Below are 12,905 nucleotides of genomic sequence, written 5' to 3'. Positions count from 1 at the left end.
CCGTCTCAAGCACCACTCTCAATCGCCACACTCGACCGCATCACCGCCTTGTCCCGGCCCGGCGGCGCCCCGAACAGCTTGCGATAATCCCGGCTGAACTGTGAGGGGCTTTCATAGCCGACCTGGTAGCCAACGCTCGCCACTTCCTGCTCGCTTAACAGCAACCGCCGGGCCTCCTGCAGGCGCACCAGCTTCTGGAACTGCACCGGCGTTAACCGGGTGATGCTCTTGAAATGCCGGTGGAAAGACGCCGGACTCATGCTCGCCATCGCCGCCAGTTCGGCCACCCGGAAGGGCTGTTGGTAGTTCGCCTGCATCCAGGCCGTTACCCGGCCAATGCGGGCGGTGTCGCTGTCCTTCAGGCCGATCTGCTGCAGGGCCGGCCCCAGCGGCGAGCGCAGGACACGCCAGCAGATTTCCCGACGTACCAGGGGCTCCAGCACCTCGCGATCATCCGGCTGGTCGAGTAGCTGGAGCAGGCGAGTGACAGGATCGTACAGCTCATCCGGCATTGCGGCCGTCACCATCGCCGGCTGTCTGGGGCCCCGGTATGCCATCTCCGGATGGGTCACCAGCAGCTCGGAAATCATGGCCGGATCAATCGCCAGACTCAGTGCCAGATACGGCCTGTCGGGGGCTGCCTCTACAATGCGGGAGTTGACCGGCACATTCACGGACGCCAGCAGGCACTCACCCCGTCGGTAATGAAACGTCGATTCCCCAACCGCCGTTACCTTGGCCCCCTGCAGGACAATGCAGAACGAGGTCTGGTAAAGGGCCCGGATGGTGCCGCTGGGTTCCAGCGCGCGGGTCAGGCGAAGACCGTCGATGGCATTCTCCTGGCCATGGGTCAGCCATTGCTGCGCAACCAGATCACGGAGCTGGTTCAGGGCAGGATTGTCCGGTTGCATCGGAACGACATTGGGCTGGGCGGTCATGGCGGTCTCCTGTTCTGATTGGATCATAGGTTTTCCGTTGCTACAGGTCAGCACGCCCTTCAGCAGGTTGAGAGGATTGTGCAATCCCCTGAGAGTTTTCGCCAGCCCGGTTCTGAAGGCATCACCTAGTATGGATCAACGGTCCTGCTACGGCAGCTTGTTCCACAACCATGAGGTGATCGACGATGACGACAACGCCCAACCTGCCCCAATCCTCCAATGAGTCGCCCCTGCGCCTGCGCACCTTGGGCGACTCGGGCCTGTTTGTATCGGAACTGTGCCTGGGCACCATGACCTTCGGCGGCGGTGACGACATGTGGGGGCTGATCGGCCAGCTCCAGCAGGAACAGGCCGATGAACTGGTGAAGACCGCCCTGGAGGCGGGAATCAACTTTATCGATACCGCCAACGTCTATGGTGGTGGTGCCAGTGAGCGCATCGTAGGCCAGTCCCTGAAGAATCTGGATGTCCGCCGCGAAGACGTGGTGCTGGCCACCAAGGTGCTCGGCCCCATGGGCGAGGGCCCCAATGCCCGCGGCGCCTCCCGTGGCCATATCATGAGCGAACTGAAGGCCAGCCTGCAGCGCCTGCAAACCGACTATATCGACCTGTACCAGATCCACGGTTTCGACCCGGCCACGCCGATCGAGGAAACCCTGGAGGCACTGAACACCCTGGTGCAACACGGCCATGTCCGCTACGTCGGCCTGTCCAACTGGGCCGCCTGGCAGGTGATGAAGGCCGTGGGCATTACCCGGGCCCGCCACCTGTGCCCGATCCTCTCATTACAGGCCTACTACACCCTGGTGGGTCGGGACCTGGAGCGGGAGGTGATCCCCATGCTGGAATCCGAGAACATCGGCCTGATGGTCTGGAGCCCGCTGGCGGGTGGTTACCTGTCCGGCAAGTATGAAGGACCGGATGTGTCGGAAGAAAACCGCCGCGCCAGGTTCGATTTCCCACCTGTTGACCGGGAGCGGGGCAGTGCAGTGATCACCACCATGCGGGAGATCGCCGCCGGCAAGCAGGTGGACGGCCAGCCGGTCAGCGTGGCGCAAATCGCCCTGGCCTGGCTGCTGCACCAGAACGCCGTCACCAGTGTCATCATCGGCGCCAAGCGGGCTGACCAGTTGCAGGATAATATCCGGGCCGCACAGGTTCGCTTCTCGGAAGACGAACTGACGGCCCTGGATGAGGTCAGCCGCCTGCCGGCGGAGTACCCCGGCTGGATGCTGGAGCGCCAGGGGGCGTATCGGGCGCATATGAAGGGCTGATTTAGGCGTGCCCTGACGCTACAGTCAGCGAGAGGGCACGCCGGCTACCCGATCCCCGGCATAGCGATGTACCCTGGCAGTGCCTTGATACGGTCGATCCACGCCCGGATCGCCGGGTAGGGTTCAAGGGACACCCCCCCTTCCCAGCCAACGGCGATGTAGGGGAACACGGCGCAGTCGGCGATGGTCGGACGGCCCAGGGCCAGCCAGGCGTGTTCACTCAGGTGCTGGTCGATCAGGGGCAGAATCTGGTCACTGACCTCCAGTGCGCGGGCCTTGTCCCGTGGGTAGCCAAACTTGTCCACCAGCCGGGCGATGTTCGGGCCGTTGTGGATTTCATTGGCGGCGGTGGACAGCCATTGCATGATCTCGCCCTGATGGGCGGCCGCATCCGGCCACCACTGATGGCCGCCATACCGTCGCGCCAGGTACACCAGGATCGCCTGGGAATCCCGCAGCACCAGGTTTTCATCGGTCAGCACCGGCACCTGGCCCCAGGGGTTCAGGTCAATAAACGGTGAGCGCTTGTGAGCGCCGCCGGGCACATCCACCGCTTCCCGTTCCAGTTCGATGCCCGCCAGTGCGGCAAACAGGCGGATCTTGTAGCAGTTACCGGAGAGCTCCAGGTCGTACAGTGTCATGGTCGGTTCCTCCTCAGGATGTGGGTGTGTCGTTGTCGGTCGCCGGTTCAGGCAGTAGCTGGTTAAACTCCAGCACGTTCCTGTCCGGGTCGCGGATAAACAGGGTGATGCGACGTGGGCCAAGGCGATGGATTTCTTCGGTGATGGGAATGCCGGCCTGATCAAGCCAGTCCTTCAGGGCGTAGAGGTCGTCCACCACAAAGGCGGGGTGGGTGACACCGGGCAGCTTGATCGGCTCGTCCAGAAGGACATTCCTGCCGTGGGGCAATCGCGTGGCATTGAAGATCAGGTTGATACGCACGCCGTCGGCCGTTTCCATTTCGTTGGCCTCGTACTGGCCGAAATGACGCACCTCCTCAAACCCGAGCTGCTCGTAGAAGGCCACCGCCTCCTGGCGATCGCTCACTCGAATACCGACGTGGTCATATTGACGAATGCGCTGAGGTTGTTTCATGGCTGACTCCGAGTGGGTGATGTTGTGGGGCCAGTAAACGCCTCCACACGGATTCAATAAATGCCGTGGACCTGCTAGGTTTATTCAGGTTTTTGCACAAATCCCCGGTGAGCGCCTGTGGAAGGTATCTGACGATGGACAAACTCAAGGCCATGAGCACCTTTGTCGCGATTGTCGACGAGGGCAGTCTGTCCGCCGCTGCCGACAGGCTGGACCGATCCCCGGCCGCCGTGGTGCGGACCCTTGCCACACTGGAAAAGCACCTTGGCGTTCGCCTGCTGAACCGCAGCACCCGTCGCATTGCGTTGACGGACGAAGGCCATGAATACCTGCGACACAGCCGGCAGATACTGGCGGATATCGAGGCGATGGAGATCCGGCTCGACAGCTGCCGCGCCAACCCGGCGGGCAAGCTGAGGATTACTGCCCCGGATACCTTCGGGCGCCTGCACCTGGCGCCGTTGCTGAACCAGTGGCTCAAGCAGAATCCCGGCATGAGTGCCGAACTGAGCCTGGACGATCATATTGTGGATATGATTGAGGAGGGCTTTGACCTGGCGCTGCGTATCGGCCATCTGGCCGATTCCTCCCTGGTGGCACGGGTGGTTGGCAGCACGCCGATCGTGATCTGTGCGAGCCCGGCCCTGATGGAGCAGCTGGGGGAGCCCACCCACCCCAGGCAGTTGTCGGACTGGCCGATCGTATGCTTCGACCCCGCTGGCGAGGTGTGGCGATTCCAGGTCGATGGCGAACCCTGGGAGCAGCGCGTCCACCCCGTTGTCAGTGTCAACAGGATCGAGGCAGGGCTCGACGCCGCCCGGGACGGCCTCGGCCTGTGCCGGGTGCTGGGTTACCAGGCGCAGAAAGACCTTGAAGATGGCACGCTGGTACCCGTCCTGGCGGACTACATCGTATCGGAACTGCCGGTGCAGTTTGTCTTCCCCCACAGCCGACTGCTGTCACCGAGGGTACGGCACTTCCTGGACTCGGTGGTGGAACCATTGCAGCAACGCATCGGGGCCATACCCCGATCCGGTGGAGTGACATAACGTGCTAGTCCTTGACCAACGCAGCGCCCAGCGAATTGTCGACCGCACCATGCCGGCCATCGGCCACTCGGTGAATGTCATGAGTCCGGATGGCCTGATCATCGCGTCCGGTGACCCGCACCGGGTGGGTAGCCTGCACGAGGCCGCGCGGCTGGTGGCCGAGGGTGGCGAACCCCTGATCATTGGCGAGCAGGATTGCGACAACTATCCGGGCGCCCGGCCCGGCGTCAACCTGCCCGTCAGGGTGGAGGGCAGGCTGGCGGCGGTGGTGGGTATCTCCGGTCCACCGGAGGAGGTGTCCCGCTATGCGGATCTGGTCCGGATAACCGCCGAACTGATGCTGGAGCAGGTCGCCCTGCTTGAGGCTGGCCAGCATCGCCGGCGTCACATCGAGGAAACCCTGCTGGCGGCCTGCAGTGGCAAGCCGGTCCCGGCGGTGTGGTTCGAGCAGCAGGGGCTCAGGGCTGACAGCCTGCGGGTGGGGGTGATTGTTGAGGCCCATGGCGAACCCGCAGTTGAGAAGGTGCTGACCCCGCTGGTGTCCTTCCTGGAGCGGAAAGGCAAGCCGGTACTGGCGGTCCGGCAGTCCACTTCACGCCTGCTGGTGTTCCTGGAGATTGAATCGGGCCGCCCTGATACGGACCGTATCCGCCGTATGCTCAACCTGACAGCCCGCGACGACGTGGCCCTGGCGGTGGGGCAGACGTTTACCACCGATTTTGAGCTTGGTTACCAGTCGGTCCAGGCTACCCGGGAGGTCGGGCGGCGCAAGACCCCACAGGCCCTGGACCTGCGCTACACGGACCTGCGCATGGCGGCGCTCTGGCACAGCCTGTCACCGGGATGGCAGCAGCAGGATCTACGGACCCTGATCACAGCCGTCCGGGACGAGAGACAGGGCGAGGGCTACCTGAAGACCCTGTCACGGTTTATCGAGTGCAACGGCGAGGTGCAGCGTTGCGCCGATCAGCTCCATATCCATCCCAATACGGTTCGGTATCGCCTGCGCAAGATCCATGGCCTGACCGGATTGTCCCCGTTTTCCCTGCCCGATCTGTTGCTACTGCACCTCGCGCTGGAAACCCATCCGACCAGTTTTGTAGAAAATGACAAAAAGCCCTGGTAAGCCCTGGGTATTTTTTGTTCAAACCGCTAAAGACCTGTTGCCGGTTAGCTTCTAGACTGTCGCGTCTTGTACCCGGATTCCGACAAGAACGACTAACGGAGTGTAAAGATGCATCTGGTCCTGATCCTTGTGGCACTGATTGCCTTCATTGTATTCGCCACCAGCAAACTGAAACTCAACCCCTTCATTACGCTGCTGCTGGCCTCCTTCATTGCGGCCTTCGCCTTCGGCCTTCCCATTGATTCCATTGAAAGCACGATCCGTTCGGGCTTCGGCGGTATCCTCGGCTATATCGGCCTGGTCATTGTGCTCGGCACCATTATTGGTGTGATCCTGGAGCGCACCGGCGCCGCCATCGTCATGGCCGAGAGCATCGTGAAGGTGCTGGGACCACGGTTCCCGACGCTGACCATGTCGATGGTGGGGTTCATCGTTTCCATCCCCGTGTTCTGTGACTCCGGCTTTGTCATCCTGAACAGCCTGAAGCGCTCCATGGCCCGCACCCTGTCGGTGTCCCCGGTTGCCATGACCGTGGCCCTGTCCACGGGCCTGTTCGCCACCCATACCCTGGTACCGCCCACCCCGGGCCCGATTGCAGCCGCAGGCAACCTTGGCCTTGAGGACAACCTGGGCCTGGTGATCGGCGTTGGCTTTGTGTTCGCCCTGATCGCGGCGGGCGCGGGCCTGTTCTGGGCATCCCGTTGCCGTAACCTGGAAAGCCGGGAACTGGAGCTGGCGGAAGAGGCCTTTGAGGAAGCCAAGGAACATTACGGCGAACTGCCATCCGCCTGGGCCGCGTTCGCTCCGATCTTTGTGCCCATCGTGCTGATCTGCCTGGGTTCCGTGGCCAGCTACCCCACCGAGCCGCTGGGCACGGGTGCGCTTTACGAAACCCTCAACTTCCTGGGCAAGCCGCTGAACGCCCTGATGGTCGGCCTGGGCTTTGCCGTCCTGCTGTTGCAGGGCAAGGGCAAGCTTGAGGAGTTTGCCCGCCACACCCAGAAAGGCCTGGAAGTGTCCGCGCCGATCATCCTCATCACCGGTGCCGGTGGTGCCTTCGGCAGTGTGCTGTCCGAGACCCCGCTGGGCGACTACCTGGGGGACACTCTGTCCACGCTCGGCCTGAGTGTCATCATGCCATTCCTGGTGGCGGCGGCACTGAAGTCCGCCCAGGGTTCCTCAACCGTGGCGCTGGTCACCACCTCGGCCCTGGTGGCGCCACTGATGGGGCAGCTTGGCCTGGACTCCGAGTTTGGCCGGGTGCTGGCGGTGATGGCCATTGGTGCCGGTGCCATGACGATCTCCCACGCCAACGACAGCTACTTCTGGGTGGTCTCCCAGTTCAGCAAGATGGATGTGGCCACGGCGTATCGTTCCCATACCGCCGCCACCCTGTTCATGGGGATTGTCACCATCGTGGCGGTCTGGGCGGTTTCCCTGGTAGTGCTGTAACATGCGAGTGGTCATTGCCCCGGATTCGTTCAAGGAATGCCTCAGCGCCAGGGAAGTGGCGGCGGCCATTGCCGAGGGCTGGCAACAGGCCGCTCCCGGGGACGACCTTTCCCTGGTGCCCCTGGCGGACGGTGGCGAGGGCACCACGGTGGCCCTGGTGGAGTCCCAGGCTGGCAGGCTGATACCGGTCGACGTCACCGGCCCGCTGGGGTCGAAAGTCCGTGCGCAATTCGGGCTGGTGGATGACGGTCGCACCGCCATTGTGGAAGTGGCCGAGGGCAGTGGGTTACACCATGTTGCCGCCGTGCAGCGGGACGCCATGCAGGCCACCAGCCGTGGCACCGGCGACGTGATCAGGGCGGCACTCGCCCATGGTCCGGACAAACTCGTGCTGTGCCTGGGGGGCAGTGCCACCACCGATGGCGGCGCCGGAATCCTGCAGGCGTTGGGTGCCCGGCTGCTGGATTCGTCGGGCCGGGACATACCGCCCGGTGGCGCCGGCCTGCGGTTGCTGGACACCCTGGACCTGTCGCCTGCACTGGGGGCGCTTGCCGGCGTCCAACTGGTGGTGGCCTGTGACGTCAGCAATCCGCTGCTGGGCCCGGAGGGTGCCGCCGCCGTCTTCGGGCCACAGAAGGGGGCACTGCCGGAAGACGTCCGCCAACTGGACAGCGCCCTGGCGCACTTCTCCCGCCTTGCCGCCGAGCAGGGTCATGATATCCACTCCTTCCCCGGTAGCGGCGCTGCTGGCGGTATCGGCGGCATGGTCGCCGGTATGCTGGGGGCGACCCTGAAATCCGGTATCGAGCTGGTGATGGAGACGGTGGGTCTGGCCGGGCAGGTTGCCACTGCCGATCTGGTGATTACCGCCGAAGGCGCCATCGATGCCCAGAGTGCCGCCGGCAAGACCCCGGCCGGGGTATCGTCGCTGGCCCGGAAAAGCGGCGTGCCGGTGATCGGGCTATGTGGCCGGCTGGGCCGTGACCTGCAGGCCATGCACGAGCTGGGCCTGACCGCCGCCTACTCCATCGTGCCGGGGCCGGCCACCCTTGAAGAAGCAATGCACGAGGCCGAAGCCAACCTGAAGCAGACGGCGGGGCAACTGGCCCGGACCGTCCATGGTCTTTCCCGGGGCTGAGTCCGCCTGATTCACGGGCAATCCGGTGGGCCCCGCGGATCTGGCCGCGGCGGTTAGGCATCCGGAAGAGGCAGGCTATGGCTCGAACCGGCTGACCTCGATACCGGAGCCGACCGGCAGCATCACACTGGTGATTCCCGGCTTATGCCTGATGGCCTCGGCATAGGCCTTCACCTCAGTGTTCGCGGGTCGAATCATGTTGTCGGCCACAATGATGGCACCCGGGTTGAGCTTCGGGTAGAAGCGTTCCAGGCAGGGAACGTACAGATCCTTCCAGAGATCGACGAAGACGAAATCCAGGCCATCCGGCAGCGCGTCGATCATCTCCAGGGCGTCCCCGACCCGGAAATCGATGGACCCGGCGAGCCCCGCCTTGGCGGCCATCTCCTGGGCGAAGGCTGACTTGTAGTCATGCTTCTCCATGGTGATCAGGCGCCCGCCCCGGGCCCGTGCGGCCTCCGCCAGCCAGATACCCGAGTACCCGAACGACGTGCCCAGCTCCAGGATGCGGGGTGCCTCCAGGCTTTTCACCAGGATGTTCAGCAACTGTCCGGTTTCCGGTCCTATCGCCCGCATTCGCATGTCCTGCCCGCCGTCCCGGCCACCCGGGGCTTCGGTTCGCGGCTGGCTGGCTTCCTCCCGGGCGATTTCCTGGTAGTGGTCAAGTACGTCCTGAATGCGCTGGTCCATCGGCAGTTCTCCCGTCACTGGTGTTAACCACCTTTCTGCCGGTTACCCATGACGAGTCGCACTTGCTGGAGGGGGCGGATACAAAGGTGGTCTGTTTACATGGAGGTGGACGCCGCCTGCCAGCGGTCGCCTGAAAGTATGGCATCGGAAACGATAAAGAGCCCCCGCTGACCTGTAAAGCAACCCCGACGGGACGCTCCGTTCCGGTTTTTGGTACACGCGCCCGGTATGTCCAATCCGGGTGTTCCACTCAATCCCGAATAGCGGCCTCGCGACGCACGGCTTTCCGAGCGGCCACCGGCGGAAGCCCAAACAGACGAGCATATTCCCGGCTGAACTGGGAAACGCTCTGGTATCCCACGTCAAACGCCGCCCGGCTCGCCGATTTGCCATGCTCCAGCATCTGCCGCCGTGCTTCGATCAGGCGTAGTTGCTTCTGGAACTGTAGCGGAGTGACCGACGTGACGGTGCGAAAGTGCTTGTGAAAAGCGGATCGGCCCATGCCTGCCTCGGAAGCCAGGCGCTCAATGGATACAGGATCGGCATAGCACTGGCGCAACAGGGATATGGCACGGCCAATGCGGCGAACCTGGCTGTCCGGCAGGCCTAGCTCGCCAATCGCCCGCCCATGCCTGCCCTGCAGCAACCAATAGTGAATCTCCCGCACCAGTTGAGGCTGTAAGACTGCCAGATCCCCGGGACGATCCAGTAACTTGACCAGGCGAAGTACGGCATCCCTTAAGTCGGTGTCGGTGTGATTGCCACTGCGCTCCGCCGGCCCGCCGGTTGTGGCTATTGCCGTATTCAGGTCGGCGATGACCGCCGGTTCCAGTTCCAGGGCAACCGCGAGATAGGGCCTGGCAATGGAGGCTTCGCTGATTCGGCTCACCGTTGGCGCATTCGTGGCGACGATCATGGAATCATCGGACTTATACGTGTGATCCTGGCCGGCGATCGATACTCGCTTGGCTCCCTGGAGTACCAGGCACACCAACGGCTTCACAACCGTATGCTCCAGCCCGGTCGGCGTGGTGGCCTGTACCAGGTGCAGTCCCGGAACAGGTGTCTCGGCGATACCTGTCGCGTCGGCGTGGCTTTGGGTATAGCGGTGAACCGCATCGAGCAGAAGCGTTGTCATACCTGATTCTGGTCGCAAACCAGCCATGGCGTAAAGCGATAATGGATAATCAGGCAAAACATAACGAGCTTCAGGCACCCTCCATCAAGGACCGGATACTAGAGTGGAGACCTCACTCAAAGGAGGTAAGCCATGAACGACAATCGAGACTCAAAGAGGTTTTGCCACACCGGCCACCCGGGCCCGCTTCCCAACCCGGTGCCCGTCCATCCGGTACGCCCCCACCAGGGCGTCCAGGTTCTGGGGGAGCAGGGTGACGAAGGCCGTAAAGCCTTCTACATCCACATCGAAGCCCTACCCGGCATGGAGGCGGAGGTTGTCAGGATGCTGGAGGACATTCTCCATTGCGTGGAGGACGAGCCCGCCACCGGCCCCTGGTACGCCGTGCGCTACTCGCAAACGACCTTCGGAATTTTCGAGGTCTTCCCGGACCTGTCCGGCCGACAGGCCCATGTGGAGGGCGGCGGGGGCGACATCTTCCGGGACGTGGAGCGGATGAATGCCATACTCGCGTATCCGGCCCAGGTTTATCGGGTGGATGTATTATTGGGCAAGGAGGTGTTCGCGCGGTGAATCCGGACCGGGAATGGCCCCCAGATAGTGCGAATCAGGTGCCTTCCGGTTTGCCGCAAGTCTCATCTTCTGGGGGTATTCGACACCCATTTCGCCTCTAACGCCCATCGGCTGATCACGAAAAGGCCGCCGAGCAAGGCACCGTAGACGTGGGCTGATACCAGAACCGGGCTGTGGATGAACGCTTCGAGTTCCGGACTGGCTCCCTGGAGGAGCTCAATGGTTAGTTTGGCTACCACAACCAGCAGGGTAAGCGCCGACAGCATCGGGCTCCCACGCCAGGACAGTAGCGCGCCGGCGATTAGCAATCCGTGGAGCACGCCGGAGAATCCCACATACCATTCAATGCCTGGGTGAAAAACGAGAAGGCAAAGCGACAGTACCGGTGCAACAAGACCGACGATCAGATAGCCGGTGACTCCCGCCAGCGCGTTCCTGAAAAGCAACCAGACAACCCCCAGCGACAATAGGTTCAGGACGAGGTGCGTGGTACTCAGGTGTACCCAATGCGCCGTAAACAGTCGCCAGAACTGCCCCGCCTGAACCTCTGAGCGTCTGTACATTAATCCATCGGCAGCGTTGTGGCCCCATAGCCAGACCAGCACCAGTGTCACACCCAGCATGATGGGAAGGCTGGCCTTTCGGGGGAGTGCCTTGATGGTGTCGGGCAGTCGGGTCATGTCCGTACATCCGATACGGGGCAGGTGCGATGTGCAAAAAGCTGCGCTGCCAATGGGGATAAGCTGCCCCAACCCGGGTTTTGACTCAAGGATTGTAATGTCGGGGCAATCGAAACGTGGAGAATTAGTTAACTTAATGTCATATTATGGTGCTCTCTGTGCATATATTGACCGCGTCCATGCAGTAGGTGCTATGAGTTGGGATTCCAGCGCCGTGCACCTACACTCGAAAAGGAAAAGTTCATGAAAATTCGCCATCTGCTATCTTCAGCTATCATCGCGTGTTTGCCCGTGATTGCCTCAGCCGATCAGGTGTTCGTCGATGATGTGATTGTCCAGGGATCACTGTGTGCCGGCCTGGATTGTATCGTAGATGAAGTCTTCGATTTCGATACCCTGGTTCTTAAATCCGCTTCCCCGCAAATCGTATTTGAGGACACCAGCAGCAGCGGCAGTTTTCCGAATCAGGACTGGCGAGTTGGCGTTACCGACGGTGGGTCCGCTCAGGCGGCTTCATTTTTCATCAAAAACACGACGTACGACCTGAACAGCCTGGTAATTTCCCCGGAGGGTGACGTTGCCCTGGGCGCAGGGGCTCAGGTGGTTGAGGATGCGGTGTCAGTTGGTGACCTTGGCAGTGAGCGGAGGGTGACCCATGTTGCTGATGCGGTTGACGATAGCGACGCTGTGACGCTGGCACAGTTCAATGCCTTCAAGGCGACGGCCACTGCGTCTGTGTCGACGGAAGTGGATGCCCTGGACACCCGTGTCTCTCAGTTGGAGACCCGCCTATCGGACCTGGTGGATCGTCTTGAGGCCGTTGCGGCCAAAATCGATTGATCCCGGTACCCCAGCGAAGGAATCCAGCTCATGAAATTGCTTCAACTTGGCGGTCTCGCACTCGGCGCCCTGATGGCCCTGCCTTCAGCGGGCGACCAGCTTTTACCGGATGACACGATTGTGCAGAGCAATGTCTGTGTCGGCTTTGACTGCGTGAACGGAGAGAGCTTCTCGTCCGGTCCACTCAAGCTCAAGGAAAACAACCTCCGCCTCCGGCTGTACGATACCTCAGCGGTTGCGGCTGAGACAGTACGTCAGACTTTCCCCAATGCCTATGTGGAAGGTGACGTTGGTGAGTCTTGGCGGCTGGAAGCCAACCAGTCAGCCAATGGTGGTCGCAACGACTTCTATATCACCCAGGTGAGCATTGACCCCTATACCGTGCTGAGCGACGGCACTGCCCCGGACTATGATTGCTCCGACCCTCTCGTGGTGCCCAGACCAATCGTTGGCACCATACCGGAGGGAATGCCCACGGAGGATTCCAGTAACTGCCAGACGACTTCCACCCATGTCCAGCGTGATGCCCTGGTGTTCACAGGAACTGATGGGGGTGGGGTGGCCGTCGGGTCCGGAACCGACCCCGTCGACGGGCTGGTGGCGTTGGGCAGCGCCGATACCCGACAACGTCTCGTTCACGTAGCCCGTGCCCTGGCCGAATCCGATGTGCTGATCAAAGTCCAGTTGGACGAGGGCCTGTTGCACGACCAGCACAGGCGACTGAATGATATTGAGGCACTGCTGACCATGGCGGAGGAGCAGATCGTTCTGCTGGAAGCCTCGGTTGAGGTGGAGGAAGACCAACAGGCCAGTTCAAGCGGCGGCAGTGGTGCCATGGGCTGGCTGATGGTACTGCTTCCCATGCTGGCAATCGCGGTGGGACGTCGAAGCAAGGTGCCCACCGGCTCCTGA

14 protein-coding genes are annotated in these 12,905 nt (G+C 62.2%); 8 read left to right on the top strand and 6 right to left on the bottom strand.

Annotation, left to right across the window (positions count from 1 at the left end):
* Positions 1-5: 5 nt before the first annotated feature.
* A complete protein-coding gene (locus tag ACJO3T_RS15100) occupies positions 6-965 on the bottom strand; it encodes an AraC family transcriptional regulator (RefSeq protein WP_406978998.1) in 960 nt (319 codons plus the stop codon).
* Positions 966-1,123: 158 nt separating this feature from the next.
* Between ACJO3T_RS15100 and ACJO3T_RS15095 the strand changes: the two genes are divergently transcribed.
* Positions 1,124-2,212 carry an aldo/keto reductase gene (locus ACJO3T_RS15095; RefSeq protein ID WP_406978997.1) on the top strand — a complete coding sequence of 363 codons (1,089 nt, stop codon included), beginning with the start codon at positions 1,124-1,126 and terminating at the stop codon, positions 2,210-2,212.
* Between the two features lie 44 nt (positions 2,213-2,256).
* Here the strand turns inward: ACJO3T_RS15095 and ACJO3T_RS15090 are convergent, their stop codons facing one another.
* Both ACJO3T_RS15090 and ACJO3T_RS15085 read right to left on the bottom strand, forming a co-directional pair.
* Positions 2,257-2,853 (bottom strand): glutathione S-transferase family protein, encoded by a 597-nt coding sequence (locus tag ACJO3T_RS15090; RefSeq protein ID WP_406978995.1) that lies wholly within the window; start codon positions 2,851-2,853, stop codon positions 2,257-2,259.
* A 13-nt stretch (positions 2,854-2,866) separates the two neighbouring features.
* The gene (locus ACJO3T_RS15085; RefSeq protein ID WP_406978994.1) at positions 2,867-3,307 is read right to left on the bottom strand and encodes a VOC family protein; all 441 of its coding nucleotides are present in this window, start codon (positions 3,305-3,307) and stop codon (positions 2,867-2,869) included.
* 134 nt (positions 3,308-3,441) lie between these two features.
* Here ACJO3T_RS15085 and ACJO3T_RS15080 point away from each other — a divergent pair, with 134 nt between their 5' ends.
* From ACJO3T_RS15080 to ACJO3T_RS15065, 4 genes are all read left to right on the top strand, one after another.
* Entirely contained in the window at positions 3,442-4,356 is a 915-nt protein-coding gene (locus tag ACJO3T_RS15080; protein WP_406965653.1) for a LysR family transcriptional regulator, read from the top strand.
* Position 4,357: 1 nt separating this feature from the next.
* On the top strand, positions 4,358-5,482 hold the full coding sequence (locus tag ACJO3T_RS15075; RefSeq protein WP_406965654.1) for a sugar diacid recognition domain-containing protein: 1,125 nt from the start codon (positions 4,358-4,360) through the stop codon (positions 5,480-5,482).
* 108 nt (positions 5,483-5,590) lie between these two features.
* Entirely contained in the window at positions 5,591-6,934 is a 1,344-nt protein-coding gene (locus tag ACJO3T_RS15070; protein ID WP_406978993.1) for a GntP family permease, read from the top strand.
* Between the two features lies 1 nt (position 6,935).
* The gene (locus tag ACJO3T_RS15065; RefSeq protein WP_406978992.1) at positions 6,936-8,072 is read left to right on the top strand and encodes a glycerate kinase; all 1,137 of its coding nucleotides are present in this window, start codon (positions 6,936-6,938) and stop codon (positions 8,070-8,072) included.
* 75 nt (positions 8,073-8,147) lie between these two features.
* Here ACJO3T_RS15065 and ACJO3T_RS15060 read toward each other — a convergent pair whose 3' ends face one another.
* Both ACJO3T_RS15060 and ACJO3T_RS15055 read right to left on the bottom strand, forming a co-directional pair.
* Positions 8,148-8,762 (bottom strand): O-methyltransferase, encoded by a 615-nt coding sequence (locus tag ACJO3T_RS15060; protein WP_406965658.1) that lies wholly within the window; start codon positions 8,760-8,762, stop codon positions 8,148-8,150.
* Between the two features lie 250 nt (positions 8,763-9,012).
* Positions 9,013-9,900, bottom strand: a complete 888-nt coding sequence (locus ACJO3T_RS15055; protein WP_406978991.1) for an AraC family transcriptional regulator — start codon at positions 9,898-9,900, stop codon at positions 9,013-9,015.
* 132 nt (positions 9,901-10,032) lie between these two features.
* Here ACJO3T_RS15055 and ACJO3T_RS15050 point away from each other — a divergent pair, with 132 nt between their 5' ends.
* Positions 10,033-10,473: an NIPSNAP family protein gene (locus ACJO3T_RS15050; RefSeq protein ID WP_406978990.1), complete on the top strand. Its 441-nt coding sequence runs from the start codon at positions 10,033-10,035 to the stop codon at positions 10,471-10,473.
* A gap of 62 nt (positions 10,474-10,535) precedes the next feature.
* Here the strand turns inward: ACJO3T_RS15050 and rrtA are convergent, their stop codons facing one another.
* Positions 10,536-11,153 carry a rhombosortase gene (gene rrtA, locus ACJO3T_RS15045; protein ID WP_406978988.1) on the bottom strand — a complete coding sequence of 206 codons (618 nt, stop codon included), beginning with the start codon at positions 11,151-11,153 and terminating at the stop codon, positions 10,536-10,538.
* Positions 11,154-11,396: 243 nt separating this feature from the next.
* Here rrtA and ACJO3T_RS15040 point away from each other — a divergent pair, with 243 nt between their 5' ends.
* Both ACJO3T_RS15040 and ACJO3T_RS15035 read left to right on the top strand, forming a co-directional pair.
* Positions 11,397-11,993 carry a hypothetical protein gene (locus tag ACJO3T_RS15040; protein ID WP_406978987.1) on the top strand — a complete coding sequence of 199 codons (597 nt, stop codon included), beginning with the start codon at positions 11,397-11,399 and terminating at the stop codon, positions 11,991-11,993.
* 30 nt (positions 11,994-12,023) lie between these two features.
* Complete coding sequence (locus tag ACJO3T_RS15035) at positions 12,024-12,905, top strand: hypothetical protein (protein ID WP_406978986.1); 882 nt, start codon at positions 12,024-12,026, stop codon at positions 12,903-12,905.

This window comes from Marinobacter shunpengi (assembly GCF_045449715.1).
Classification (GTDB): domain Bacteria; phylum Pseudomonadota; class Gammaproteobacteria; order Pseudomonadales; family Oleiphilaceae; genus Marinobacter.
Note: the sequence above shows the minus strand (reverse complement) of the source record. Positions and strands in the feature narration are given on the sequence as shown.

What these genes read in the sequence shown, in the direction of transcription:
- ACJO3T_RS15060 (WP_406965658.1), bottom strand. Translation starts at nt 8,762, where the DNA reads ATGGACCAGCGCATTCAGGACGTACTTGACCACTACCAGGAAATCGCC.
- ACJO3T_RS15085 (WP_406978994.1), bottom strand. Translation starts at nt 3,307, where the DNA reads ATGAAACAACCTCAGCGCATTCGTCAATATGACCACGTCGGTATTCGA.
- ACJO3T_RS15035 (WP_406978986.1), top strand. Translation starts at nt 12,024, where the DNA reads ATGAAATTGCTTCAACTTGGCGGTCTCGCACTCGGCGCCCTGATGGCC.
- rrtA (WP_406978988.1), bottom strand. Translation starts at nt 11,153, where the DNA reads ATGACCCGACTGCCCGACACCATCAAGGCACTCCCCCGAAAGGCCAGC.
- ACJO3T_RS15070 (WP_406978993.1), top strand. Translation starts at nt 5,591, where the DNA reads ATGCATCTGGTCCTGATCCTTGTGGCACTGATTGCCTTCATTGTATTC.
- ACJO3T_RS15050 (WP_406978990.1), top strand. Translation starts at nt 10,033, where the DNA reads ATGAACGACAATCGAGACTCAAAGAGGTTTTGCCACACCGGCCACCCG.
- ACJO3T_RS15080 (WP_406965653.1), top strand. Translation starts at nt 3,442, where the DNA reads ATGGACAAACTCAAGGCCATGAGCACCTTTGTCGCGATTGTCGACGAG.
- ACJO3T_RS15055 (WP_406978991.1), bottom strand. Translation starts at nt 9,900, where the DNA reads ATGACAACGCTTCTGCTCGATGCGGTTCACCGCTATACCCAAAGCCAC.
- ACJO3T_RS15095 (WP_406978997.1), top strand. Translation starts at nt 1,124, where the DNA reads ATGACGACAACGCCCAACCTGCCCCAATCCTCCAATGAGTCGCCCCTG.
- ACJO3T_RS15100 (WP_406978998.1), bottom strand. Translation starts at nt 965, where the DNA reads ATGATCCAATCAGAACAGGAGACCGCCATGACCGCCCAGCCCAATGTC.
- ACJO3T_RS15090 (WP_406978995.1), bottom strand. Translation starts at nt 2,853, where the DNA reads ATGACACTGTACGACCTGGAGCTCTCCGGTAACTGCTACAAGATCCGC.
- ACJO3T_RS15065 (WP_406978992.1), top strand. Translation starts at nt 6,936, where the DNA reads ATGCGAGTGGTCATTGCCCCGGATTCGTTCAAGGAATGCCTCAGCGCC.
- ACJO3T_RS15040 (WP_406978987.1), top strand. Translation starts at nt 11,397, where the DNA reads ATGAAAATTCGCCATCTGCTATCTTCAGCTATCATCGCGTGTTTGCCC.